This is a genomic window from Streptococcus timonensis (genome assembly GCF_047460355.1).
GTDB lineage: Bacteria > Bacillota > Bacilli > Lactobacillales > Streptococcaceae > Streptococcus > Streptococcus timonensis_A.
On record NZ_JASHGL010000002.1, the window covers coordinates 111,996 to 138,557 of the forward strand.

The window sequence follows — 26,562 nt, forward strand, 5'->3', positions numbered from 1 at the left end:
CTTTATTCGTAGAAATCCACTTGGGTATCCAATAATTTATCACCATCATAGACAAACTTAGCTGAAAAGAATGGTTTATCTTCTAAAAGCCACTCGACAAAGGTGTGATCCCCTTCCCAAGTCGGCTTACTCAAAACTTCATCATAAGGAACCCATTCTAAGGTCCCTTCATTACAGTCAATCAACTTACCTTCGAACTCAGTTACTTTAAATACATAGGTGTACCAGTCCAAGTCTGGTGTAAACTCTGGAAAGGTGATAACTCCCTTTAGAACGGGTTTTGCTTTTAATCCTGTTTCTTCTAAAATCTCACGAGCTGCACATTCTTGTGGAGTTTCTCCGCGCTCAATCTTTCCACCAACACCAATCCATTTACCTTCATGGACGTCATTTGGCTTTTTGTTGCGATGAAGCATAAGCAGTTCTTTTCCGTTATCAATGTAACAAATCGTCGCTAACTGAGGCATATTCTCTCCTTATCTAAGCCAATTGATTGGCTCTTGCCCACTTTCTTCTAAGAATACATTGGCCTTGGAAAAAGGCTTAGAACCCCAAAATCCTCTGTAAACCGATAAAGGACTTGGATGGGCTGATTCGATAATCAAATGTTGAGGATTAGTTACCAATGTCTTCTTCTTGCGTGCATAAGCACCCCAAAGTACAAAAACCACTGGTCTATCTAGATTATTGACGACCTTAATCACAGCATCCGTGAAAGGCTCCCATATTTGGCCAGCATGACCATTTGCTTGACTAGCAGGAACTGTCAAACAAGTATTGAGGAGCAAGACCCCCTGCTCAGCCCAAGAAGTCAAATCATGGGATTCCTTAACTCCAATATCATCCGCAAGTTCTTTTAAGATATTTTGTAAAGAAGGAGGTGCTGGAATACTATCTGGAACTGAAAAACTCAAACCTTGAGCCTGACCTGGTCCGTGATAAGGATCCTGACCAAGAATGACCACCTTAACCTCTTCTAGAGGTGTGGTCAAAAGTGCCTGAAAAACCTTTTCCTTGGGCGGGTACACAGTTCCATGAGCATAAACCTGCTCCATAAAGTGATTGATTTGAGTAAAATAACCTTTAGGTAATTGCTCTTTAATCAAAGCATGCCAAGATGAGTGTTCCATTGCTTTCTCCTTCGTTTATACTGCCTCTATTATAGCAAAAAGTGGCTATCTAAACCACTTTTAAAAGTATCTATTGAGATTTCGAGAAATTTTGTAAAGAATTTATACTAAAGAGCCTTTATTCAATCTCCTGTACAGTATTAGAAAGGATAAATTCCTGGTTAATTTCATTAATAATCATCTCTGTACTTACATTAGGATTTTCATTAAATCTTTTGGTCAATTCTTTTGTAACAATCCTTTTAAATTCATCACTTGTTTTTTGTCTATAATAATCAAAAGTATTATAGGTTCCACTACAACAGTCACCCCAATCAGAAAGATAGCCGATAATTTCAAAAACACTATCATTGTATTTTTCAAATTTTTTAGTTGCTGTACTTTTTAAATAACCTGAAATACAATTTACAAAAGAGTAGTAATACTTAGAGTCACGAAATGAATTGTATTCTGCACTATGAAAACTTGGATCGAGAATTCGTGCTGTTCGCACATCTTTCATGGTGGGTTTTGTGGTCATTTTAATATCAGTCTGCAGATAAGCATAATAGGTTTCCTTATCAAAGAAAGCTCCATCTACCGCTATCAAAGCACCATACATACCATCTTCATACTGAAACACCATCACAGCACCGTTCCTATATTTGCTTTTTACAGGAACAAGCGGAGCAATTCTCTTTTTGAGATTTTCTTTTTTTACACTTATCTTTTCTAAAAACTTTTCTAGATTCTCACTTCTTTGTTCTAAAAATTCACTATCTGCACCCAATTCTTGGGCAAGTTCTAAATCCTCTTTGTTGAGAATGATTTCTTTAATTTCAAGCAAGAATTCGTCATCTAATTGCCCAACTTCCCATAAACAGTGTGCTAAGGCGAACAAGACATCATACATATCGTCATCGTATAAATCCGACGTCAAGTCATTTTTAATTGTATTTGCATCTTCTCCTTGATTGTATCTCTCAAAAAATTCTTCTTTAATATCTAAGGAGGTATCATTTCCAAAAATCGTTTCATCCCATGCTCCCATAATTTTATCCCCTTTTTATTTTAGCATCTTTAAATTTTCCCCAAACAATTCAGCAAATATTTATAAGAATGAACTTCATAAGTTGGCTGGGCTTGAGACTTATTTTCAAGATGATGAGGATTGTACCAGATTGTATCTATGCCAGTATTATTTCCCCCCTGAATGTCAGCTGTCAAAGAATCGCCAATTATGACAGCTTTTTCTTTAGTAAAACCTTCTATCTGCTTTCCTATTTTTTCAAAAAATAGAGAATCGGGCTTTTGTGTCTGCATTTGTTCTGAGATAAAAACTTGCTTAAAATAAGGAAGTAGACCTGATTTTTTCAAACGTCCATTTTGGATAGCCGTTACGCCATTTGTAGCAGCATAGAGCTCATAACCTCGAGAGATTAAACTATCTAAGAGTTCGTTTACTCCTGGAAACACTTGTCCCTGTTGGGCAATATATGATTGATAAGATTGGGCAAGGACAGTACCATCTTTTTCGATTCCAAAATGAGAAAACAAACGTGCAAAGCGTGTGTTGATCAATTGTTCTTTACTAATCTTCTTTTGTTCTAAGTCTTTCCAAAGTGCCTTATTCATGGGAACATAATAATTCTTGTAGGCTTGAATATCTTCTACCCCTTCTTGTGACAGAAACTGAGTCAAGGCAATACCTTCTGCCTTATCAAAGTCAAGCAGGGTATGGTCAAGGTCGAAAAGTAAAAATTTGTAGCTCATTTGTGATACTCCCTTAAATTAAAATAAAACTAGTCTTTACTGGTGTCAATTGTTAATTAATCTCAGTATAGCATAATAATTTTATAATTTCTAAATCTTAGTAAGAGCTTAATCTCTTCGAATCAAAAATAAATCCTCTTTATAACTTTCAAAGTTAAACATTATTTACCAAGACTTCAATTAGGAATTAAAAAAACGATAACCTATTTCTATTAGCTATCGTCTTCTTTTATCTTAGTCTTTTTCACCTAGTTTACTATTGATTGTCATCATGATGCTGGCAATTTTTTCTCCCCAATAAGGATCTGATGCATAAAGGACATTCATTCCAGAAGCCTTATTTCCAAGGTGGGTTCTACCTTGATCATAATAGTTCTGTCTAATCCATTTAGCAGCTCCTAAAATTCCCTTATCGACATTATCAAAGCTTTTGGCTGATTCATAAGGTGTGGTATCGTAAGCAGCAATCCCAAAGAAGTTATTCTTATCCCTAGCAATCTGACTACGCCCCCATGAACTTTCTAAAGCACTATGAGCCATAAGATAAAGAGCATTGATTCCATACCGTTTTTCTGCTTCTTTGAAGATAGCACCTTTACCAGCTAAACGACTTCCTTTGATATTCATTAGAGAATATACTTTATCTAACTCTTCCGCAGTATAATTAGTCGGTTTACTTATATCTCTAAATTGGAAAGGATTATTAATTGAGAAGTTGTCAAAGTTAATTCCATCTGCTGAATAATATTTTTTACCAACTGACATTGAAGAATGATGAGGCGCAACTCGAATACTAGTATATGGTGATAATTCATGATATACATAGCGACCATCACTAGTATAATGCGGTATGAATTCGTTGCTAGCGCTTACTGCTGTTAGATCACTTTTATTCATAAACCCTGACAAACCTGAAACTTGAACTGGTATTCTACCACTTTGAGTTTCAGAACCAGTGACAGTAACAATACTACCTTGGTTAATATAGCTCAGACGAGTACCTGATGCACTATAAATATAAGCCGTAATTGGTTTCACTTTATAATGTGACGATTGGTCAGAAATCCATTTTCCATTACTATGGAAAGTGTAATCTTTACCTTTTATATTATAAGTACCAGTTACATACGCACCATTTTCTTTCAAATAGTACCAAGCATTGTAGTTTTTATCATAAATCCATTCATTTATGGCCATGTAACCACCAGACTTAAGATAGTAGGCTTCTTGCCAGTCATTTTCAGCATATGTTCCATCAGGTTTTATATAAAACCAGCTATTGTATTTCTGATCAAAGACCCATTCAGCTGAGGCCATAGCCCCACTATTTTTTAGGTAATATTTATTTTTCCAGATACTACTTTCCATGATGCCATCAGCATCAAAATGATACCAGACACCCTTAATTTTATCCCATTTATTTTTAGTTACTTTACCAGAAGCATCTCCATAGTACCATTTATCAGAAAGTTTTACCCAACCATTTTCTACTAAAGCACCACTAGCATTCAATAAATAGTTATTGTAAATGGTGTTATTCAGCATGATTCCATCTTGATTGAAATAATACCAAACACCAGAAATCTTCTTCCATTTATTTTTAGCTATTTTACCTTCTTCAGAAGCATAAAACCAGTTGTCACCTAGTTTTATCCAAGAATTCTCAACTAGTGCACCACTTTTGCTAAAAATATAATCATCAAAGACTGTATTACTAAGCATGACCCCATTTTGATTGAAATAGTACCAGACTCCACCAATCTTTTTCCAATTGATCACAGGTTGATTGTTTTCGTAGAAAAGCCACTGGCTATTTTCTTGTTGCCATCCTTCTTTTTTTACTTCAGTTACTTTTTCTTTTGGTTGAGTTTTCTCAGTTTCTTTTTTGGAATCTTTTTTCTCTTCTTTTGCTTGCCCAGGTTTTACAGTAGTTTGTGAAGCTTCCTTCTCACTTTTATTTTCTTCTTTGTGCTCTGCAGGTTCACTACTAATGACTGATGTTGTAACTTGTTCATCTTTATTTGCTGCTTTAGACTCATCAGCAAAAATAGTAGATTGCGAAATACTTGATACCGACAGGGAAAGCGCACATATCAGCATTACTTTTTTCATTCTAAACTCCTAATAAATACAGTCTTTCTGTATATATTTTTCCTAGATATTATTTTAATAGGGTTATCCATTATATTATACATTATTATTTTAAATATAAAAGCGTTTTATGGGAAAGATAAAAACTTGTAATCTATTTAAAATATTTTAGAAATAAACGTAAAAAAACAGTCGTACAGTTTATGTACGACTGTTTTTCTTAATGCTATTTATGCCTGTCCATAGACTTCTTTACAATTGGTTTTAGTAACTCTTTTTGTATCATTCAAAGATTTAGTTTGTATAAAAATAGAGATGATGGCTAGTACTGCAAAAACAATTCCTACGTACCAGTAGGGGGCGTCTAGTGTGGTTGAACGACCAGAAAGATTGACAATCCCGCGGAAAAGTGTACCCGCTGTAATAATCGCTATTGCCGAATTCCATAGATTTAGACTGATACGAGAGAAATGTGGAAGAACTTTGAGCAAGATTGCTAGTAGAATTCCTCCAATAAGAGGTACGGCGAACAAGTAATGCATATGAACAGATGTCTCACCAAAACTGAATGCTTCATAAATTCTAGAGAAGGCAAAGAAGAAAATCGTAATTAGTGTATAAGAAATGACTACTTTCTTAAAACGTTTTTTGTTAGGATTAATAACCGATGTAGGCAATATCACTCACCGCCCTTTCTGAAATTTTGTTTCCTCCAGTCGTTGGTTTATTGATAACCTGACCGTTGAAGTAAAGTGTAGAGGATCCCCCACCATCAAGATTGTAGGCAGTTTTTGCACCATAGGATTTCATAACTTCAGCTAGCTGGTACAAAGAGAGACCTTCACTTTCAGAAGTACGTCCGTCAGAAACTACAATAATGTAGTGGTTTTCGTCGATAATACCAATAGCTGTACGTGGATTCGAAGCCATAGCTTGTCCAACTTCTTGGTTTTTTCCTACTGCTATTTCACCATTTTCGACCAAGGCAGGACCAAAAGCTAAGAGATTAACAACTCCGTCTTTGACTAGTTGGTCAGCTGAAATCTGATCCTCGTAAATAATCTTGAAAGTACCATCTTTATAAATGGCTAAATCACCATTATTAGAATTTTCACGGACAGTATCACGATAGACAACTCCATTACGGATAACATAACCCGAAGAGTTGGCACCGTAATAGTCGCCATTGACTGCTAAAATTGCACCATTTTCTGCAGCAGTGACAGATGTTTTAGCTGTTACGTTTGTTCCAAATGAGTTTTGAGCAAATGCTGTTTTTAGATATTCTGATGAACTTACTGTAACATCTGCAACATATACTTGAGTATGATTAACCGTCGTTTCAGTCAAATTGATAGAGATATTCTCGTCCTTATAACTTGAGTTAGTTACTGTTGCTGTTTTAGCTGCTTGACTAGCTTGAGCTGTATTGAAACTTGTATTAGTTGTTGCTACTGTCGAAATAGTTTCAGCGAGTACAAAAGTTTTCAACATTGAGTAACTAAAGGATCCTGTCAAGAGTAAACCGAGAACCGAGGCATAAGCATATGGTTTCTTTAAAAATTTCATAATACAGTTGATGTCCTTTCCTTAAAGATCAATTTCTTTTGCACTGTCCAAGAGACAGCGAAGAGAAGGATGCCGACGATAATTTTGGCAATCAGAAGGTTGATACCAAAGACTGTAAAGAAGAGACGAATCAGTAGCGTGTCTAAGACAAAGAGTCCGACTGCTAGACCAAAGTACCCCATCCCTGTTTTCACAAGGCTATCGTCGTTTTTAAAGACTAGTTTTTTATTTGTAGAGTAGTTAAAAATAGAGCTTGTCACACGAGCTAGTCCATTAGCTAGGAAGATACGGAAATTCGTCGGCGCTGTTGGTAAAAACAAGATTGCAATAGCGTAAACAAAGTAGTCTACAACAAAACTACTGAGAGATGATAAGGCAAATTTAAAGATATTTTTATAAATCATGAGCCCATCTTTTATTGGTCGGAAGTGTGAATCCTCATTATCATTGATATAGACAGTTTCAATGGGAACTTCTAAAATTTGATATTCTTTAGTAGCTTCAAGTAGCATATTCATTTCATATTCATAACGTTGTCCTTCAATTTTTAGCATAAAAGGAATAAGATTTGTTGTAAAAGCTCGAAGTCCTGTCTGAGTATCTACTACTTCTACCCCAGTTTGAATCTTAAAAAGTGCTTTTGTTAAGCTATTTCCGAAACGGCTACGAAGGGGTACTTTACCGGTGAAGGCCCGCACACCCAAGATTAGCTTATTAGGATTTTCAGAAGCTTTGTTAGCCGTACGGAAAATATCCCAAATCTTATGCTGTCCATCTGCATCTGCCGTTACAACCGTTCCATAGCTATTTTGTTGTTGGATATAAGCAAAGGCAGTTTTAAGCGCTTGGCCTTTACCTTGATTCACTTGGTGACGGAGCACCGTAGCATATTGTTCTGCTTTATCAAAGATATTTTGACACTTTGATGAACTACCGTCGTCGATAATTAGAATATGAAAATCACTCTTTTCGTGGATTTTTTCGATGAGTTTGATAAGTTTATTATCAGGTTGATAAGCTGGAATTACTATATAGTTCATACCGGCACTCCTTTCTTAGTGATGGTATAACTATACAGAACATCGCTTAAAGATACCTTATATCAGTTTTCTTTAAGAAAAAGTTTAAGAAACTTTAAGAATGGAACTCATTTCCTTTAGAAATCAAAAACAAACAATATTAATAAATATACAAAAATGCTCAAATAGCAAATGAATTTGAGGATGGTATTTATTATAAAATAAACTATTTACTCTATTTTTTCTCTTAATTTCTCGACAAAAAGATAGGCCGCTGGACAGGTTAAAGTGTTTTTGATAGTCAGATTATTGATTTGATAAATCTTTTTACGGTCGGTATGCGGAAATTCTCTACAAGCCTTGGGACGGACATCATAGATGGAACAGAGATTGTCACTGCCAAGAAATGGACATGGCATTGACTTAAAGATCTTATCACCATCTTCATCTACCTGTAGAAATTCATCTTCGAAGGCTGGTAATTTCATTTTAAAGTACTTGGCAATGCGTGTGATATCTGCTTCCTTAAAATCCGGTCCAAGGCTCTTGCAACAGTTAGCACAAGCTGTACAATCAATTTCTTCAAACACTTCTTTGTGAATCTCCAGCGCAATCTTATCTAGGTTTTTTGGAGCTTTCTTTTTCAGATTTCCAAGGAATTTACGATGCTCTTTTTGCTTTTGTAAAGCTAATTGGTGATAGTATTCGATATCGATTTCTTTTGACATATATTCTTTAACATCCTTTTCTGAAACTAGTATACCATAACTGAAAATAAATAAAAACTACTGCCATTAAGGCAATAGTTTTTACAATATTAGTTGACTTCGATCACCTCAACCATATCTTTGCCAAGTAAGATTAAATATTTTTCAACTTGATCTATTTGGTAAGAACGAGACAAGGCTTCTGCATATAGAGATAATTGACCTCTATAACGTTCAATCAGTTGACTTGGATATTCATAATGATCTGTCTTGTAGTCAAATAGAACAATCTTATCATCGTAAAGGAGATAACCATCTAAAATTCCACGGACAACAAAGTCTTCCTGACTCTTATCATCCCGTTTTAACATAGAGAAGGGTTGTTCTCGATAAAGTTTATCTTGATTTGCAAGAATCTCTTTACCAAGAGCTGTATCAAAGAAGGACAAGATTTTTTCTAAATTAACTTTATCTTTAACAGCTGAAGTTGCCTGAACTTGCTCCAAGGCTTCTGTCAAGGTTCCCAAAGTAGGTTTCTTAGCGAGATTGATTCGTTGCATGAGTTCATGGGTAGCACTACCAATTTCAGCTCCAGTGACTTTTTCTGTCTTGGAGAAGTCTGGAAGTTCAAACAGAATAGTATTTTCTTTTGGTTTAGATTGACCAGCTACTACTACACCTTCCATATCCATGACTGGTTCATAAAACTTCTTAATCTGGCTTGGGGTCTGAACACTCGGAAGATTAATCGCAGCTCTGTGGATTTCATTATACACTTCCACTTCTTTCAGCATTTCTAAAGCTTCCTTAATGGTATCAGACTGACGGTTGCTTGCCTGAGAAAGATCTTGGAGCTGGCTTTTATTTTCCAATTCTCCGATAGCTTCCTTGGTTAGGTCTTCTTCACCTTCAAAGCGCACACTAAAGTGTAAGTCCTCTTTAGAAAACTCTTGATAGATGGCCCAAATCCAGTCCTGGAAATTTTGAGCGTCAAGTCTTGTTTCACGAGTCAAAAGACCTTGCCCATTTGTCGGATATTCTTTAGACTCCAACTTTTCTCGTGATCCCTTTCCGACTAGATAGAGTTTTTTCTCAGCACGAGTCATGGCTACATACAGTAAACGCATCAACTCAGAATAGCTTGCTAATTGGAGCTCCTCCTCATTTTGACTATAAGTCAAGCTTGGAATGGATAACTTAATCGTAGAGGGAAGATATTCCTCTTTTGCATTTGTAGCTACTCTAGCTACGTACTTAAGACCAAGGCCATTTTTACGACTTAGGATAACTTCAGACATGGAATCTTGCTTGTTAAATTGCTGATCAATATTGAGAATAAAGACATAAGGGAACTCAAGCCCCTTACTCTTATGAATACTCATAAGCTCCACAGCATCCTTAGGTGGAGCTACAGTCACACTGGCAAGGTCGTGCTTGGCTTCCAAGACTTGATCAATCATAGTTATGAAACGTGATAAGCCTTTAAAATTACTCTTTTCAAACTGGTCAGCTCGTAGTGCTAGGGCATAGAGGTTGGCCTGTCTAGCCTGACCATTTGGTAAAGCACCAACATAATCATAGTAGAAACGTTCGCTATAGATTTTCCAAATAAGGTCATAAAGCGAATGAGTTTTTGAGAACAAACGCCAAGCATTAACAGTTTCCAAGAAAAGGTTAAGCTTTTTATGGAGTTCAGACTTAATTAAATCCTTTTGAATACTAGTTTTTGTTTGAGCATTGACTAGTTTTTCATAAAAATTCTCTTGAACCTTATCCTCAGAATTTTGAAGAGCTAGACGAGCCAATTCATCTTCATCAAAGCTAAACATAGGAGACTTCATGAGAGCTACTAAAGCAAAGTCTTGCAGAGGATTATGGATGACACGAAGAGTATCCAACATAACCTGCACTTCTAAAGATTGCAAATAATTGTTTATAGCGCCATCAGTTTTAGCTGGTATCCCATATTCCGACAAAGCAAGTAAAACCTGGTCATTCCGACTTCTGCTGGCAGTCAAGAGAGCAATGTCATTAAAAGGAACCCCTTTATCATTATGAAGATGCAATATCTCCTTAATGACCATTCGCATTTCACCAGTCAGTTTGTTGGACGAAAACTCTTCCTCTTCCTTAGAATCACCATCAACATCCTTATCATACAAGAGGACTTCTGCCTTGTTTTCTGGATCTGGGTGTAAATCAGTATTTCCGAAAACAAGTTGATGCATGCCGTCATAAGAAATCTCTCCAACTTCCTCATCCATGAGATGCTTAAAGACGTCATTGGTAGCATTTAGTACTTCTGAACTACTACGGAAGTTTTCCTTGAGCAGTATTAATTGACCTTCTTTGCTATCCTGAGTAAAACTATGGAATTTTTCATTGAAGATTTGGGGATCTGCCTGTCTAAAACGATAAATAGACTGCTTGATATCTCCCACCATAAAACGATTACGCCCGTTAGAGAGAAGTTCTAACATTCTTTCCTGGATGTGGTTGGTATCTTGGTACTCATCGACCATGACTTCGTGGAAACGTTCCTGATACTCTTGACGCACCTGAGGAAAGTTTTCTAATATCTCAATGGTATAGTGGCTGATATCCGTAAATTCGAAGGCATTTTCTTCGCGTTTACGCTTTCGATAGGCAGCAACAAAATCACTCATGAAAACTTGAAAGGTCTTTGCTAAGTCCCAAGACTCTTGATGATATTTTTCCTGGAATTTCAATAAAGTAATTTGGTCATTTAGTGCAATTAGTTTTTCAAACTTGTCTTTTCTCTCTTGGTTGTAAGCTTCTTTCAGTTCTAGGAGTTCAGCCTTGCGACTAGCATTTGTGAGAGCACGGCCACCCTTATCCTTAGAAATACTCACAACTCGTTCTAGAACTTCTTGATATTGATGAAAAGTAGATTCGTTTGTTAAAGCTCCAATTTCATCAAGAACTTGTTGGACAGCTTCTAAGTAGGCAGCTTTCCCAAATTCCTTGGCATCATTCTCTAGATGGTAACTGAAGAAACTTTCTAAATCCCAGAGTCTTTGCTGAATGTCTTGAGCCAGCTTTTCTTTAGAACTTGTAAAATCGGCCTTTTCGAATCCTTTTAAGAAAGATTCCTGTAGCCAGATCTGAGGATTACTTGTAGATTGCAAAAAGTCATAAATCATATAGACCTGTTTACGCAAACCACGTGCATCCTTACTTTTACCCGCAAAGTTCTTGACCAGCTGACTAAACTGTTCTTGTCTCTTACCTTGGTAGTGACTTTCGAAAACTTGTCGAAATACATCATTCTTTAAGAGGAGTTGCTCGCTTTCATTCTCAAGAATCCGAAAGTTTGGGGCGAGGTCAATCAGATAACCATGTTTAGCCAGGAACTTCTGAGTAAAAGAGTCCATAGTTCCGATGGCAGCGTTTGGTAAATCAGCTAATTGTCTTCCAAGATGTTTTTTTAGCTCCAAATCTTGAGTCTCTTGGATTTGTTGGCTGATTTTCTTTTCCAAGCGTTCTTTTAACTCGGTTGCTGCTTTTACCGTAAAGGTTGAGATAAAGAGTTGGCGAATTTCTACTCCACGCGCTAGTTGATCAAGAATTCGTTCAGCCATGACAAAGGTTTTTCCTGAGCCAGCTGATGCTGAGACCAGAATGTTTTGACCAGAACTGTAGATAGCTTGAATTTGCTCAGCAGTTTTCTTGGGTTTCTTGTCAGAATGAGCTTCTTCTATTTGCAACTTTTCAATCTCTTCTTGGGATAAAAAATTCATCGCTCCAACTCCTCTCTAATTTTATTAAACCATGTTTCCTTATCATTGCTCTTAGCGACCTTGTCTAACAATCTTGCCTGACCTAAATGGTAATTAGCTTCAAAACCAGTTATCGACTGATATTGTTGGACATATGGAGCAATACTTCTGCCGTCTTCTGTGTAAGGATTGATAGCAAATCTACCAGATAAAATCTTCTCAGCAGCTTTCTTATAGATAAGGGCGTTATAGTCCAGCAATAACTGGAACTCCTCATCAGACAACTGATAAGTCTTGTTTTTATTGTAAAACTCTCCAAGGTTTTTTATCTCTTTTTCGAGAAATAGCCCTTGGTATTTCATACTCTTAGTCGTTTCTGCCAAAGCCTTTGAAAGAGTTTTAACAGTTTGTAAGTACTGAACTGGCTCAGCCATCTCTAAATACATAGCACCAAAGAAGTCAGTATTTCCTTCTTTCTTAAGAGCAGCTAGATAGGTCGGTAATTGTGAATTAAGGCCGTTATAAAAGAGAGGGAAGTTAAACTGAGTTAGAGAAGATTTGTAATCGACAACACCAATAGCTTCACTTGTCTTTAAGCGATCTATACGGTCAACTTTACCACGGACATAGACATTTCTACCGTTTTCTAACTGAACAAAAGCTTGTTCCTTGCCACCAAAGACTGCTTCTTCCTGAATTGTTTCAATTTCAGAATTGTGATGAAGAATGTGCCCAGTTGCACGCGCAACGTCTAAAAGAACTTCCTTGGTTAATTGGGCTTCCAAACTTTCTTGATAAATCGCTTGAAACTCACGTTCTTGACTGGTTTCAGAGATTGCTTGTTCTAAACGACGATCAAAAGGTGTATCAGCAGGAAGTTTCATAGCTCGTTCAAAAATACGATGCAAGAAATTTCCATGACTTCGTGCATCAGGTCGTAGACGCAATTCTTCCTGCAAGCCTAAGACATATCGAAGGAAATAACTGTATTCGTTTCTATAAAACTCTGTTAATCCAGAAGTTGATAGATAAAAATCTTGATTTTGAGGATACAAGGCTTCCAAAGTTTCAGTAGCTAAGGTCTTACTTTTTGGACTTGTCGATAGGACAGGATTATCAAGACCTTGATCTTCTAATTTTCTCCCCATGACACGAGCTAGAACCTTAATAAAGGTTAAGTCTTGCTCACTTATCTCCGTATCATCTTGCTGGTGATAAGCAACAAGACTAGACAAAAGACTGTGATAAGAACCAATATCATCCTTTGATAGGTTTTTTCGATCGATTCTCTTTTCAATCTTGCTAAAACCAAAATCCTGCAATTCTTTCAGATAAACTGACTCTTTACTCTCGTTTTCATTGAGTAAACTTGGCGCCGATAAGACCAATTGCTTCTTGGCAGAATTTACCAAAGAAAGCATGGTATAGCGATTCTTCTTAAGATTTTCATGGCTAGCAATCAATAATTGAGAGCCATCTTCAGTACCTTGGTTTAAAACTTCTCTTTCTTCATCACTCAAAAGACTCGTATTTTGGGTGATTTTAGGTAGATGATCCTGGGTTAAGCCAAGTGCATAGATGTAATCAGAAGTTAAAGGCGAAATCAAATCATAACTTTGCACCAGAACCGTATCTACAGTTGCAGGGATTGTACGATAATTTGATAAGGACATCCCTGAATGAAGAAGAGCTAAGAAATCATCTAAAGCAACCTGAGTCCCCTCAAATACGGTCGCAAATTGCTCCATTACGTGGCAAAATGCTTTCCAGACCTCTTCTTGTCTTTCTTGCTCTGTCGCATCCATCGTTTCAGATAAGGATTGTAATTGCTTGGTCACAGATGAATCCTTCAAAAAGTTGTTCCATTTTGTAAGGATATTTTCAGTCTTTTGCTTACGACTGGATAATAAAGTTTCTAGTGGATTTAGGACACGGACACGCAGCTCATTTAATTTCTCTAAATCAAATTTTCCATGATGATTTTTTGTAAATTCTTGTTTAAAGTTTGAAAGACCATCAATACCTAAATAGCGGATATATTGTTCAAAGCTATCGATTTCTTCTTGACTAAGGTCGGTATACAATCCAGTGCGTAGGAGATTAATCAAATCTTCTTGACGGAAATAGTACCGTTTGAGACGTCCCACGGATTCTACAAATTGAGTCAAAGGATGATGAGCCATAGACTCACTTTTACCCAGATAGAAGGGAATCTGATATTGATTAAAAATTGTCTGCAAGGACAATTTATAAGACTCTACGTCACCAAGTAAGATACGAAAATTCTTATAGCTCAGTTCTGGTTCTTGGTGCAATTTCTGGCGAATACTACGAGCAACGAGCTCCAGCTCTTCTTTTTGTGTCAGACAAGACCAAATTTGCAAGTCTTCTCTATCCTTAGCATCCACTTCTATATTGATTTCAGAATAATCATAAGCACTTTCCAGAAGTCTTGAGGCTTTGGAAAAAACATCAAGGTTATCATGTTCCTGACATGCATCTTCTGTCTTGGTCTGATATTTAAAAGCTAAATGACGTAGAAATTCAACACTGGCTTGATAGAGGTTCCCTTCACTAAAGGAGCTATTATAGGCTTTCTTAGTCGCATATACACCAATGATAATTTCAACACCCTTACGATGAAGCAAATCCACTAGGTGTTCCTCTTCTGCAGAAAATCGGGTAAAACCATCAATGACTAGGGCAATCTTACTAAAATCACTACTTACCTTGTTTTCTTCGATAGCACCAATCAGATAGGATAATGGACTTCCTTGCGAAACTTGACCTTGATTTAGATAAGCTGTTACTTTTTCAAAAATCAATAGTAAGTCAGAGCGTTTATCAGCATCTGAAAGACTTTCCAAGTCCAAAAAACTCATCTTTGCCGTTGTCATTTCATGATAAATTTCAATGAGTTGCTGGATGAATTGCGGATCTTGCTTAATAGCTCCGTAAACACGTAAATCCTTCGGATCAATCTCGGACAGACATTTATAAAAAGCCATACCAAGACCGATATCATCGAGACTTGACCTCTCAGGAATATCATTTAAAACCAGATAACGAGCCATTTGAGCGAAGCGCGTGACTGTGATAGCAAAAGAAGCCTGCTGACACAAGCATTCCAGCACGGCACGTTCCTTTTCAAAAGAAAGAGAGTTAGGAGCGATATAAAAGACTCGTTTGCCTTGGGCAACTAGTCCTTGAGCCTCCTTAGTTAGGATTTCTGTCAAAGAAGTCCGAATATCGGTATAAAGTAGTTTCATCTCTGCCTCGTTTGTTTTTGTCATTACCTTTTATTATATCATTTTTTAAGTCAAAACAGATTGATATAAAGTCCTAATTTTAACCTGTCCCATATCAAAAAAGTCGGAATAAAATCCGACCTTTTATAGTTATTAACTACCAGAAAACAAGAGTACCCATAATTCCCAAAATGCTAAAATGTTAATCATGATATGGAGCAAAATGGGATAATAGAGAGAATGAGTTTTTCGGTAGAGGAATGCTACAATCGCTCCTCCGCTTGCATAGGTGAAAAAGGCAAGTGGTGTTATACCATCAGAAACATGCACATAGCCAAAGACACAGGCTGATAGTAAAACATCTCCATACCAAGGTGAATCTTTCAAAAATGTATTCATCAGAACTCCTCGATAAACCAATTCTTCTGTAATTGGTCCTAGCAGACAAGTAATAAGCAATAAATATAGTAACTCTTGTCGCCCTGTCATCTCAACTAATTCATTTAAAGCCATTTGATTGGACGTTGCTGGGGTTAAAAAGGAAAACACAATACCTGAAAGATGATTGACTCCATAAGCAAGAAGCAAATAAACTGGATATCTCCATTTCCACTTCAACTCAAGAATTTTCCTACCTTCGAATACTAGTAAATAAAGAATAGCTATAAAAGTAACGATGAGCTCTAAAAAAGCAAAAATTTGAAAAAATTCTCTACTAGCAGGTACAAGCCTACCTGCAAAATGATTAAAAATCCACCAAAACCATGTCTTCCTATAAATAATTACTAACAAGGCTAGTAAAATCTGTACTGTTCTTTTTTTCATGCCAAGTCCTCTGATTTTTTATCCATTATCAGTATAATATTAAATATATTACTAATTTAGTATATCATATTTTTGTTATCTATCTACTAAAAACCTAAATAGAAATGGCATTTCACTTAGCTTTAGACTTATTTGCCTCAAAATATGCTATAATATAGGCAAAACACGTGAAAAGGAAATACTATGATTAAACTACTTGCTCTGGATATGGATGGTACTCTGCTCAACGAAGCCAAAGAAATCCCTCAAGCTCATATTGATGCTATTCATAAAGCTATCGACAAAGGCGTCAAACTGGTTCTCTGCACTGGACGACCTCTCTTTGGGGTTCTTCCCTACTACAAGAAACTCGGTCTTGATTTGCAAAATGAATACGTTATTGTCAATAATGGTTGTTCTACCCACCAAACCAGTGACTGGAGCCTTGTTGACTGGCGAGAACTTAGCAAATCTGACATCGAATACCTCAATGACCTTGCTGAAAAGAGTGAGGTTCAGTTGACTCTCTTTGATGAGGAACACTACTTCGTTCTCGGAGGCAAACCAAATCCTATTGTTCAATATGATGCCACACTTGTCTTTGCTGACCTGACTGAAATCACACTTGAGGAGGCTACCAGCGGTAAATATCGTATGTTCCAGGGAATGTTTTTAGGGACAAAAGAACAGACAGATGACTTTGAACAACGATTTGCTGATGAACTTTGTCAGAGATTTAGCGGTGTTCGTTCACAACCAGTGATCTATGAGGCAATGCCACTCGGTACAACCAAGGCTTCTGCTCTTTCTCGTTTGGCTGAGATTTTAGATATCCAACCTTCTGAAATCATGGCTATGGGTGATGCCAATAACGACATTGAGATGTTAGAGTTTGCTGGGCTTGGTATTGCCATGGGAAATGCCAGCGACCACGTCAAATCTCTCGCTGATGCCGTAACTGCTAGCAATGAAGAAGATGGTGTTGCACGCGCTATTGAGAAATATATTTTGTAGAAAATAAGCCCAGTCAACTAGTATTTCTAGCCAACTGGGCTTTTATTTTTTTAGCAATTTAAAAACTTTAGAAACTCTTTAGAAATGCTTGACGATTCTTTGATATCTATGATTTATACTAGAGTTATAAAAATAAAACATCTTATACTCTTCGAAAATCAAATTCAAACCACGTCAGCTTCGCCTTGCCGTACTCAAGTACAGCCTGCGGCTCGCTTCCTAGTTTGCTCTTTGTTTTTCATTGAGTATTAAAGGTTAAAGGAGAAAACTATGAAAACAGTCCTCGAAATCCATGGCTTGTCCAAACAATTTGGCAAACAACCTATTCTACAAGATCTTAGTCTCTCAGTTAAAGAAGGAGATGTCTATGGACTTATCGGAAAAAATGGTGCTGGTAAAACAACTCTGATTAAAATCATTACCCAATTATTATCTGCTGACAATGGAACGATTTCCCTTTTTTCTAGTCAAGGGTATAAGGAGTGCACGAAAGCCCTATCTCGAGTAGGTTCAGTCATTGAATCCCCAGTAGCTCACAATCATTTAACAGCCTATCAAAATCTAAGGTACTATTGTACGATTCGACATATCCCAAATGCTGACCAAGTCATTCAGGAAACATTAAAGTATGTGGGGTTAACAGATACAGGTAGAAAAGTTTTTCGAGATTTTTCTCTTGGGATGAAACAACGCTTAGGCATTGCTATTGCCCTACTATCAAAACCAGACTTTCTCATCCTTGATGAACCTATCAATGGACTTGATCCAATCGGTATCAAAGAGTTTCGTCAAATGATCCAACGTCTGAATCAAGAACTAGACATAACAATTCTCATCTCTAGTCATATCTTGTCAGAACTCTATCTGGTTGCCAATCGCTTTGGTATTCTGGATCAAGGAAGAATCATTCGAGAAATCAGTAAGGCCGAATTTGAGACATTGAATGAAGACTATATTGTTCTAAAAACAAGTAACAAAGAAAAAGCTAGTCAAATCTTAAAAGACAAAGTGCATCTTGAATTTAAAGTTGTTAATTCAGATAATGAAATTCATATTTTTAGTCATGAACAAGATGTTAAACGCATTCTCAAAGAACTTACTCTAGCAGATGTCGCTGTGGATGAGATTTACTATGCTCGTCAAAATCTTGAAGAATACTTCACACAATTAGTAAAATAGGAGGAAAACCATGATACATACAATTCAAGCAGACTTTTACCGTCTTTTCCGTTCCAAAGGTTTTTGGATTACAGAGCTCGTTCTCTTTGCACTCATGTTAATGGGAGCTACTTTCGGAGCTACAGGCAAGTTCATATCGGTCAGTACAAGAACAAACGTGGAAAGCGAACTACCTAGCAAGGGATGGGATGGTATACAAGCCCTTATTAACACCTCTAGCAATAGCTCAAACCTAGTTTTCCTCTGTATTATCCTTGCTTGCTTAGTTCTAGGAGTTGATCTTATCGGAAAACTCTATAAAAACAGTTTGACAGTGGGTGTTTCTCGCACAGAATTCTTCCTAGCTAAATTTGTAGTATTAGCAAGTATCGCTCTAATGCAAATTCTTGTTAGCCTAGTTATTGCTTTCGTACCAGCGACTATCCTAAACGGTCTTGGTACGATGCCAGAAGGATTTATTGGCAATCTCCTTCTAACAATTTCTCTTCAATTTCTCTGCCTTCTAGCTTGGCTATCTATTGTTTCCTTCATTCTCTATGTGACTCATTCTTATTTGGCTGTTTTCATTGGCTATTTAATCAGCTCTACCTTGCTTTCAACGCCGATGCTTATCTTTCCAGATATCGAGATTTTACGCTATTTATCCTTGAATGTTGCCTATGCCATGACTACTAATAGTCAAGCTATTCTCTATACCATAACGGTTTGCGTAACGGTCATACTTTTCTTCTCTTTCAGTGGACTGATAATTTTCAAGAAGAAAAGCCTATAAAAACAACCTCCTCTATTCAAAAAGAGGAGGTTCTTTGCTTTAAAAGAGAACTTTAACTGTAAACCAAGAACCATCTGTACTTAGTTGTAGTTCTGCACTAAGTAGATGGGATAATTCTTCTGTAATATAAAGACCTAAACCTGATGATTCTTCAGTATCTGAGAGGTTTTCAGAGTAAAATCGTTGACTGAGATTTTCAATTTTACGAATGGGTTGTTTGACAAGATTAGCAATTTCCAAACAGATATGATTGTCCACTTCCTTCAGAGAAAATCTCGCTTCATCCTTACCATGTTTTAGAATATTGCCAATGAGATTTTGTAACATACGATCTAATAAATCTGGATCTGTTAATAAATAAAGACCAGGTTCTACTTGAAAATCAAAGTTAATCTTTGCCGTTTGAAAAGAATCATAATAGGTCAGTAATTTTTGTGTTATAAATGTTGAGATTTCTAACTCAGATAAGTCAGCTTTAACTGCTCCTTCCATTAATCGACGATAGTCCAAAAGAGCCTCTAGACGTTTTGAAACTTGATTGAGATGATGAGCAATTTTTCTCAAACTCTCAGACTCAGGATTTTCTGTTTTAAGCAATTGCTGAGTATAACCTGACGCAATCGTTAAAGGGGTTCGAATATCGTGTGCAATATTGCTAATAGCCATGTCTAAAGTCTGCTTCTCTCGCTTCATAATCAAGCGTGACTGCTCAACTTCTTGAAAGAGATGATTGATTTGCTGGTAAAGATGTAAAAAATCCTTTGAAAATGTTGATACTCCAATTCTCTTCATACTTCCAGTATGAATCTTGTCTTCGATTTCTTGGCTCAAGTTTACGAGTGCTAGATGATAGCGAATCAATCCTATCGTCAATAGGATAATAACCAGCAGTAGCAAAGAAAGTAAAATATAGATCATTGCTCATCTCCTTTTAACCGAACACCAACTCCCCAGATAGTCTCAATATACTCTTGCTCTGGATCTAGTTGGCTTAATTTTTTACGGAGATTACTTAAATGAGTGTTGAGAGTATTGTCGCCTGGTAAATAAGTATCCTCCCAGACTAATTCATAGAGTTCTTCTTTCGTGAAAATTTTCTTAGGATGTCCCAACAAGGTTTGGAGAATCAAGCATTCTTTCTTAGCTAGGCGAATAGTTTCCTGGCTATTTTTGATTTCAAAACTATCTGCATCAAATTGAATATTTTTTAACTGTTGAATCAACTTGTCAGGATATTCTATTTCAGCTGCTTGCTTATCACTATTTTGACGTAATTGTACCGTAACCCTGGCAAAAACTTCATCCAAATCAAAAGGTTTTACGATATAATCATTAGCACCATCTAAGAGATATTGGCTGATGAGCTTTTTATCGCTTAAGGCAGTTAGCATGATGACAGGAACTGAACTATCTTGTCTAATGGCTTTTAAAACCTGATCGCCATTTTTTCCTGGAAGCATAATATCTAACAAGATTAGATCAATGTCACCTTGTTCAAATCGTATCATTCCTTCAGTACCAGAAAAAGCTTGAATCACCTCATGCTCCTCAGAAAGAAGAGTTCTCAAAATTTCTTGAATCTCATTATTATCTTCAACGATAAGTATTCTAGCCATAAACACCAACCTTTCTAATAGTATTATATCATGTTTTTTTAGGAATTTCGGATAAAGAAAAACTCTCCTTCATAGTTAAATACGAAAAAGAGTTCATTCTATGTATTAAATTAAAGCAGTCAATGCAGTTATAATCCCTAAAATTATCCCAGGGATATTAGCTGCAACAATAGGAATATCTCTCTCTTCCTTAAAGAGGCCATAGTAACACCAGAGGCAACAGTTTAAAGCTGCAACTGCTGGTTGGATAAAATTCCCCTTATGACCTGCTAGATTATCTAAAATTTGTGGAATATAAGAAACATACATCATAATGGACATAAAGGTTGCAATCCAACCCACGATTTTCATTTGTTTTTCAGACATTTATTCTCCTTTTTCTGTCTAACTATATCTTTTTAACATATTTGACTTAAGCTTTTTTCTCAATCGGTGCTACACTTGCCAAAAGTTTTTTGAGGCCGACTTCTGGGAAATTGATTTTCAATTCCTGAGTAGATCCACTTCCTGAAACTTCTAGAACAGTCCCTTCGCCCCACTTCTTATGAAGGGCAATATCACCAATAGACCATCTGGTTTCACTTGAAGTTGATTTTGATCCAGTAGCAAATTGTCCAAAAGGTAGTCCTTTTGATTCAATTGATCTTGGTGCTGCGTTGCGTTTGCGATCTTGTAGAGCTTGAGCTAGGCTCATGCCTTGACCAAAGGCGACGCCTCCACTACTATAGGATGCTTTGAAGCTACTATTAGCTGGACGCGCCAAACCTTGGTATTCAAGCAAATCTGAACTGATTTCATTGATAAAACGAGTTGGGCGGTTATAGTTAGTCTTACCGAATAGTAAGCGAGAGTTTGCATTGGTCAGATAAAGAATTTTCTCGGCGCGTGTGATTCCTACGTAGGCCAAACGACGTTCCTCTTCTAATTCATCAGGATCCTCAGAGGCACGACTAAGAGGAAAGACATTCTCCTCCATACCGATAATAAAGACAACTGGAAACTCGAGTCCTTTGGCAGCGTGTAAGGTCATCAAGGTAACTTCCGATGTCTCCTGACTACCAGAGTCCGTATCTGCAATCAAGGCAAGGTCATTTAAGAAACGACTCAGTTTGTCCAAACCTGTTTCTTCTTCTTGACTATCAGGATTGTCGTCAAAGTTCTTAGTAACAGAAAGGAACTCCTCAATATTTTCAACCCGCGCCTTGCTTTCCAAGGTTGCCTGAGCATTAAGAATATCGACATAACCTGTTTTTTCAAGAACCGACTCAACCAACTCTGTAATGGTTAATTGGTCCAGTTGCTCCCGCAAATCAAGAATCATATTGGCAAAATCCCATATCGACTGAGCTGCCTTACCTTTGATTCCTGATAACATGATATTGGCAGAAGCATCCAGCATGGACATTTCTTGCATATTCGCAAAGTCACGAATCTTCTCAACAGTACCTGGGCCAATTCCACGCTTTGGTTCATTGATGATACGCTCAAAACTGATATTATCACTTAGGTTGGCAATGAGATTAAGGTAAGCAATGATATCACGGATTTCCTTACGGCTGTAGAACTTGGTACCACCAACCATGGTATAAGGAATATTGGACTTGAGAAGGGCTTCCTCAATAGTACGTGACTGGGCATTGGTACGGTAAAGGACTGCAAAGTCTTTGTGTAGGAAGTTTTGGCTTCGACTAAGTTCATCAATGGTTTTTGCTACAAAAACAGCCTCGTCTTGTTCGTCATTGGCACGATAGTAGACAATTTGTTCCCCATCCGTATTTTGAGTCCATAGATTCTTAGGACGGCGATTTTTATTGTTTTTAATAACGTCATTAGCTGCTTGGAGAATGGTTTTGGTTGAGCGATAGTTTTCCTCCAATAAAACAACCTTGGCTTGAGGATAATCCTTCTCAAAATCCAAGATATTCTGCATATCAGCACCACGCCATCCGTAGATAGACTGGTCCGCATCCCCAACAACACAGATATTTTTAAAACGAGAAGCCAACAGTTTGACCAGTTGGTACTGGGCATGGTTAGTATCTTGGTACTCATCGACATGGATATATTGGAACTTTTGCTGATAGTAAGTCAAGACATCGGGATTTTGATCAAAGAGACGCAAGGTCAACATAATCAAATCATCAAAGTCAACTGACTCAGATTGACGGAGTTCCTTTTGATAGGACTCATAACACTTAGCGACAATGTTTGTATATAAATCTCCTGCTTGAGCAGCATAAGCAACATCGTCAATCAGATCATTCTTAGCATTGGAAATGGTTCCCAATATAGTCCGTTCATTCCATTTTTTTGGATCCAAATTCAACTGCTTGAGAATGCGTTTCATTAGTGTACGCTGCTCACCTGGATCGATAATGGTAAAGTTACGATTGTAACCAATATGATCCGCATCACGACGTAAGATACGAACGCACATAGAGTGAAAGGTCGCTATCAAACAGTCCTGCGTAGCTGGATTGAGCCCGTAGGCACGTTCTTTCATTTCACGAGCAGCCTTGTTAGTAAAGGTAATCGCTAAGATATTCCATGGATTGACCATCTTTTCATCAATTAAGTAGGCAATACGGTGGGTTAAAACACGAGTCTTACCAGACCCCGCCCCCGCCATGATCAGCAAAGGTCCTTCTGTGGTTTGAACAGCCTCGGCTTGACGGTCATTCATTCCCTTTAATAATTCATTCATCTTTTCTTCCTCATACTTCAAATCAGTCTTTATATTATAACAAAAATTGAGAAAAATAACTCTACTAGGAGTTGCTACTCTAAAAAGAAAAAAGAACACTATTTAAAGTGTTCCATTATTTTTCTACATTGACTCTAGAAGGTGTATTAAAGCCTGTGCAGAACAACGGCCAGCTTCTAAAATAAATTCATCAAATGAAATAGAAGCTTCATGGTTGGCATTATCACTCATGGCACGAATGACCAAGAAAGGTAAATTAAGCGCGTGAGCTGCCTGAGCAATCGCTGCCCCTTCCATCTCCACAGCAAGAACTTGAGGGAAATGTTTTCTAATAGTGGCTATCTTGTCTTCACCAGCTACAAAGCTGTCTCCTGTTACAATTAAACCTAAGTGCCAATTTTGGTCTAGTTTAGACAAGCTTTCTTGAATCAAGCTAACAAACTTTTTATCTGTCTCAAAGTAGAGTGGTTGTTGAGCCATCTGACCGTATTTATAACCAAAAGCAGTCACATCAACATCATGATAAGCTAGCTTTTCAGCAATCACTACATCACCGACTTCAATGCCTCCAGCCAAAGCTCCAGCTGAACCAGTGTTGATGACAGCATCTACTTTAAAGTGATCAGCTAAGATTGCGACACTCATAGCAGACATGACTTTACCAATTCCACTCTCGACCAAGACAAGCTCGACTGAACCAATGTTACCTGTATGATACTTATTTCCTAATACCGTCTCTTCTTGAGCGTTTTCTAAATGTTGAATTAGATAAACTAACTCTTCAGGCATAGCTGCAATAATTCCAATTTTCATATCATTTCTCCTTAGATAAATCTCATAGCAAGTACTAATAGAATTAAGAGAAAAATGACTGCAAATAAAATCTTGTTCAATTTAGAATTAAAGACATTTCTCTTTGTGTTCTCGATGCGACGACTCTTATGAATAGACGGCTCGACCTCGATTGTCAATGTATCTTGACTAAAACCATGGTCTCTTGAATGTGAATATCTATTATTTTGAGAAGAAAATGATAAGATCTTTGTTTCCTCATCATCTTGTAAAGGAGGACCAGAAATATCCTCTCCACAATTAGCACGTTCAATAATCTCATCTGTTAATAAAGGTTTTCCCATTGGTTGCTCCTCTATTTTTCTTGTAATTCCCAGTACTGGATAGCCATGATGGTTTTCGCATCACAAATGTCCCCTGACTGGATAAGTGATTTTGCTTGTTCAAGACTGACTTCTAGTAGTTCCAAGGTCTCATCTTCATCTTGGGGACGAGGATTCTCTACCTTTTTCAAGTTACTTGCCAAGTATAATTTCAATCTTTCGTTACAAAAGCCAATTGCAGAATAAAAATCATACAAAAGACTTAAAGTTCCAGTATAAGCTGCTTCTTCTTCTAACTCTCGAAGAGCTGCTGCTTCAGGATCTGAACTTTCACCAACTTCAAGTTTACCAGCAGGAATCTCATAAGAAATCCTTTCGATAGCCTTACGGTATTGCTTAACAAGAACAATTTTATTTTCTGGCGTAACTGCTAAAACACAGACTGCTCCATTATGAAAAATCAAGTCTCGTTGGGCATTTCCTTTACCGGCAGGTAATTCTACTTGATCCTGAACTAACTGAAAAATCGGTCCTTTGTAAATCTCTTTTCGACTAAGTGTTTTTTCTTCGAATTCCATTAGAAACTCCTATTTATTCTTAGGATGGTGTGGCAAGCGAGTAGCAAGGTTTTCTTTATTGGCTTGACGTCCACGTCCAATAGCTACCGCATCTATTGGCACATCCTTGGTAATAGTTGAACCAGCACCCACAAGTGAATTGTCTCCAAGTTCTACAGGTGCAATGATAGTTGAATTAGAACCTACAAATACATTGTCTCCAATGATAGTCTTATATTTCTTTTGACCATCATAATTGACAGTGATGGTACCAGCACCAATGTTTACATCTTTACCAATTTCACTGTTTCCAATGTAAGTTAGATGACCTGATTTAGTGTTTTCACCGATGCTTGAACCTTTGACTTCAACAAAGTTTCCGATGTGAACATTCTTAGCAAGACTTGAACCTGGGCGAATATGAGCATAAGGTCCTACGGTAACACCATCAGCAACATCACTTTCCTCAATCATAGAGTTCGTAATCACTGCTCCAGAACCAATAGTACTATCTACTATATAAGTCCCATTGGTCAAGACAGTCTCTGCACCTATCTTGCTATTACCCTTAAGGGTTACATTTGCATCAATATGAACTTCTGGGGCAATCTCGACATCAATATCAATATAAGTAGCTTCAGGATTTACAAAACTAACACCATTGACCATATGGGCTTGGTTAATACGACGACGCATTACAGCTTCAGCAATTGCAAGAGCTACACGATCATTGACGCCGAGACTTTCATCAAAGTCTTTTAATGTATAAGCGCCGACTTTTTCTCCAGCTTCACGGAAAATACCAATTACGTCCGTAATATAATACTCTCCCTGTGCATTATTCGTATTGATATTTTTTAGAGCTTCAAAGAGACGAGCATTATCAAAAACGTATGTTCCTGTATTGATTTCCTTGATTTGTTTTTCAAAATCCGTAGCATCTTTTTGCTCAACAATTCTAAGAACTTCTGCATTTTCATTACGCACAATACGTCCATATCCAAAAGGATTAGATGCTTCAGCTGTTAGGATAGTTGCAACATTCTTATGGTTCACATGAAAATCAATCAAATTTTTAAGACTATCCCCAGTAATCAAAGGAGTATCACCTGCAATAACTAATGTTTGTCCAGATAAGTTTTCAAGGATTGGCTCAGCCATCATAACTGCGTGTCCAGTTCCCAATTGCTCAGATTGTCTTACAAAATCAGTTTGACCAGCCAATACCTGTTCTACTAACTCTGCCTTATGTCCAACTACTGTAACTGTTTTTTCAGGATTAATTGCTCCCACGCTACGGAAAACATGCTCAAGCATAGAAATCCCAGCAACCTTGTGCATGACTTTTGGGAGATCTGATTTCATCCGGGTCCCTTTACCCGCTGCTAAAATAATTGCATAATTTGCCATATTTTTCTCTTTTCTATAGAATTTCTTCTACATTATATCATATTTTAGGCATGGAGACACAAATGAGGTAAAAATCACTTGATTCTTCTTGCTTTCTAGAGCCAATTTAATATGTTTCCTTTGATTTTTTTAATT

General features: G+C 37.1%; 23 protein-coding genes. 3 read left to right on the forward strand and 20 right to left on the reverse strand.

Going from position 1 to position 26,562, the window contains the following annotated elements; all coding sequences use genetic code 11:
• Positions 1-2 precede the first annotated feature (2 nt).
• The 12 genes from QM941_RS03940 to QM941_RS03995 all read right to left on the reverse strand — a co-directional run bounded on the left by QM941_RS03940 (position 3) and on the right by QM941_RS03995 (position 16,081).
• Positions 3-467 carry an NUDIX hydrolase gene (locus tag QM941_RS03940; RefSeq protein WP_414339099.1) on the reverse strand — a complete coding sequence of 155 codons (465 nt, stop codon included), beginning with the start codon at positions 465-467 and terminating at the stop codon, positions 3-5.
• Positions 468-476: 9 nt separating this feature from the next.
• Positions 477-1,130: a uracil-DNA glycosylase gene (locus QM941_RS03945; protein ID WP_414339101.1), complete on the reverse strand. Its 654-nt coding sequence runs from the start codon at positions 1,128-1,130 to the stop codon at positions 477-479.
• Between the two features lie 118 nt (positions 1,131-1,248).
• Positions 1,249-2,160 (reverse strand): hypothetical protein, encoded by a 912-nt coding sequence (locus QM941_RS03950; protein ID WP_414339102.1) that lies wholly within the window; start codon positions 2,158-2,160, stop codon positions 1,249-1,251.
• 29 nt (positions 2,161-2,189) lie between these two features.
• The gene (locus QM941_RS03955; protein ID WP_414339103.1) at positions 2,190-2,882 is read right to left on the reverse strand and encodes a YjjG family noncanonical pyrimidine nucleotidase; all 693 of its coding nucleotides are present in this window, start codon (positions 2,880-2,882) and stop codon (positions 2,190-2,192) included.
• A 234-nt stretch (positions 2,883-3,116) separates the two neighbouring features.
• A complete protein-coding gene (locus tag QM941_RS03960; RefSeq protein WP_414339105.1) occupies positions 3,117-4,994 on the reverse strand; it encodes a glucosaminidase domain-containing protein in 1,878 nt (625 codons plus the stop codon).
• Between the two features lie 209 nt (positions 4,995-5,203).
• Entirely contained in the window at positions 5,204-5,650 is a 447-nt protein-coding gene (locus tag QM941_RS03965; protein WP_414339106.1) for a hypothetical protein, read from the reverse strand.
• A complete protein-coding gene (locus QM941_RS03970) occupies positions 5,631-6,542 on the reverse strand; it encodes a phosphodiester glycosidase family protein (protein WP_414339108.1) in 912 nt (303 codons plus the stop codon). Before QM941_RS03970 ends, QM941_RS03965 begins: the two co-directional genes overlap by 20 nt.
• Complete coding sequence (locus QM941_RS03975; protein WP_414339110.1) at positions 6,539-7,582, reverse strand: glycosyltransferase; 1,044 nt, start codon at positions 7,580-7,582, stop codon at positions 6,539-6,541. The genes QM941_RS03970 and QM941_RS03975 overlap by 4 nt, the downstream gene beginning before the upstream one ends.
• Positions 7,583-7,791: 209 nt before the next feature.
• Positions 7,792-8,289, reverse strand: a complete 498-nt coding sequence (locus QM941_RS03980; protein ID WP_075567585.1) for a YkgJ family cysteine cluster protein — start codon at positions 8,287-8,289, stop codon at positions 7,792-7,794.
• An 89-nt stretch (positions 8,290-8,378) separates the two neighbouring features.
• The gene (gene addA, locus QM941_RS03985) at positions 8,379-12,029 is read right to left on the reverse strand and encodes a helicase-exonuclease AddAB subunit AddA (protein WP_414339112.1); all 3,651 of its coding nucleotides are present in this window, start codon (positions 12,027-12,029) and stop codon (positions 8,379-8,381) included.
• Positions 12,026-15,277, reverse strand: coding sequence for an ATP-dependent nuclease subunit B (gene rexB, locus QM941_RS03990; protein ID WP_414339114.1), 3,252 nt, complete (start codon positions 15,275-15,277; stop codon positions 12,026-12,028). Before rexB ends, addA begins: the two co-directional genes overlap by 4 nt.
• Before the next feature lie 132 nt (positions 15,278-15,409).
• On the reverse strand, positions 15,410-16,081 hold the full coding sequence (locus QM941_RS03995; RefSeq protein WP_414339116.1) for a lysostaphin resistance A-like protein: 672 nt from the start codon (positions 16,079-16,081) through the stop codon (positions 15,410-15,412).
• Between the two features lie 183 nt (positions 16,082-16,264).
• Between QM941_RS03995 and QM941_RS04000 the strand changes: the two genes are divergently transcribed.
• From QM941_RS04000 to QM941_RS04010, 3 genes are all read left to right on the forward strand, one after another.
• Positions 16,265-17,074 (forward strand): Cof-type HAD-IIB family hydrolase, encoded by an 810-nt coding sequence (locus QM941_RS04000; RefSeq protein WP_414339117.1) that lies wholly within the window; start codon positions 16,265-16,267, stop codon positions 17,072-17,074.
• A 270-nt stretch (positions 17,075-17,344) separates the two neighbouring features.
• Complete coding sequence (locus tag QM941_RS04005; RefSeq protein WP_414339119.1) at positions 17,345-18,253, forward strand: ATP-binding cassette domain-containing protein; 909 nt, start codon at positions 17,345-17,347, stop codon at positions 18,251-18,253.
• A 10-nt stretch (positions 18,254-18,263) separates the two neighbouring features.
• Positions 18,264-19,025, forward strand: coding sequence for an ABC transporter permease (locus tag QM941_RS04010; RefSeq protein WP_414339120.1), 762 nt, complete (start codon positions 18,264-18,266; stop codon positions 19,023-19,025).
• Between the two features lie 39 nt (positions 19,026-19,064).
• Here QM941_RS04010 and QM941_RS04015 read toward each other — a convergent pair whose 3' ends face one another.
• The 8 genes from QM941_RS04015 to glmU form a co-directional block, all read right to left on the reverse strand.
• On the reverse strand, positions 19,065-19,943 hold the full coding sequence (locus tag QM941_RS04015; protein ID WP_414339121.1) for a sensor histidine kinase: 879 nt from the start codon (positions 19,941-19,943) through the stop codon (positions 19,065-19,067).
• Complete coding sequence (locus tag QM941_RS04020; protein WP_414339123.1) at positions 19,940-20,641, reverse strand: response regulator transcription factor; 702 nt, start codon at positions 20,639-20,641, stop codon at positions 19,940-19,942. The genes QM941_RS04015 and QM941_RS04020 overlap by 4 nt, the downstream gene beginning before the upstream one ends.
• 105 nt (positions 20,642-20,746) lie before the next feature.
• Positions 20,747-21,007, reverse strand: coding sequence for a SemiSWEET family transporter (locus QM941_RS04025; protein WP_414339125.1), 261 nt, complete (start codon positions 21,005-21,007; stop codon positions 20,747-20,749).
• Between the two features lie 46 nt (positions 21,008-21,053).
• The gene (gene pcrA / locus QM941_RS04030) at positions 21,054-23,345 is read right to left on the reverse strand and encodes a DNA helicase PcrA (RefSeq protein WP_414339126.1); all 2,292 of its coding nucleotides are present in this window, start codon (positions 23,343-23,345) and stop codon (positions 21,054-21,056) included.
• A 123-nt stretch (positions 23,346-23,468) separates the two neighbouring features.
• Complete coding sequence (locus tag QM941_RS04035; RefSeq protein ID WP_414339127.1) at positions 23,469-24,158, reverse strand: 5'-methylthioadenosine/adenosylhomocysteine nucleosidase; 690 nt, start codon at positions 24,156-24,158, stop codon at positions 23,469-23,471.
• An 11-nt stretch (positions 24,159-24,169) separates the two neighbouring features.
• A complete protein-coding gene (gene macP / locus QM941_RS04040; protein ID WP_414339129.1) occupies positions 24,170-24,481 on the reverse strand; it encodes a cell wall synthase accessory phosphoprotein MacP in 312 nt (103 codons plus the stop codon).
• Between the two features lie 11 nt (positions 24,482-24,492).
• Complete coding sequence (locus QM941_RS04045; protein WP_414339131.1) at positions 24,493-25,038, reverse strand: NUDIX hydrolase; 546 nt, start codon at positions 25,036-25,038, stop codon at positions 24,493-24,495.
• Between the two features lie 9 nt (positions 25,039-25,047).
• Complete coding sequence (gene glmU / locus QM941_RS04050; RefSeq protein ID WP_414339133.1) at positions 25,048-26,427, reverse strand: bifunctional UDP-N-acetylglucosamine diphosphorylase/glucosamine-1-phosphate N-acetyltransferase GlmU; 1,380 nt, start codon at positions 26,425-26,427, stop codon at positions 25,048-25,050.
• Positions 26,428-26,562: the final 135 nt, after the last annotated feature.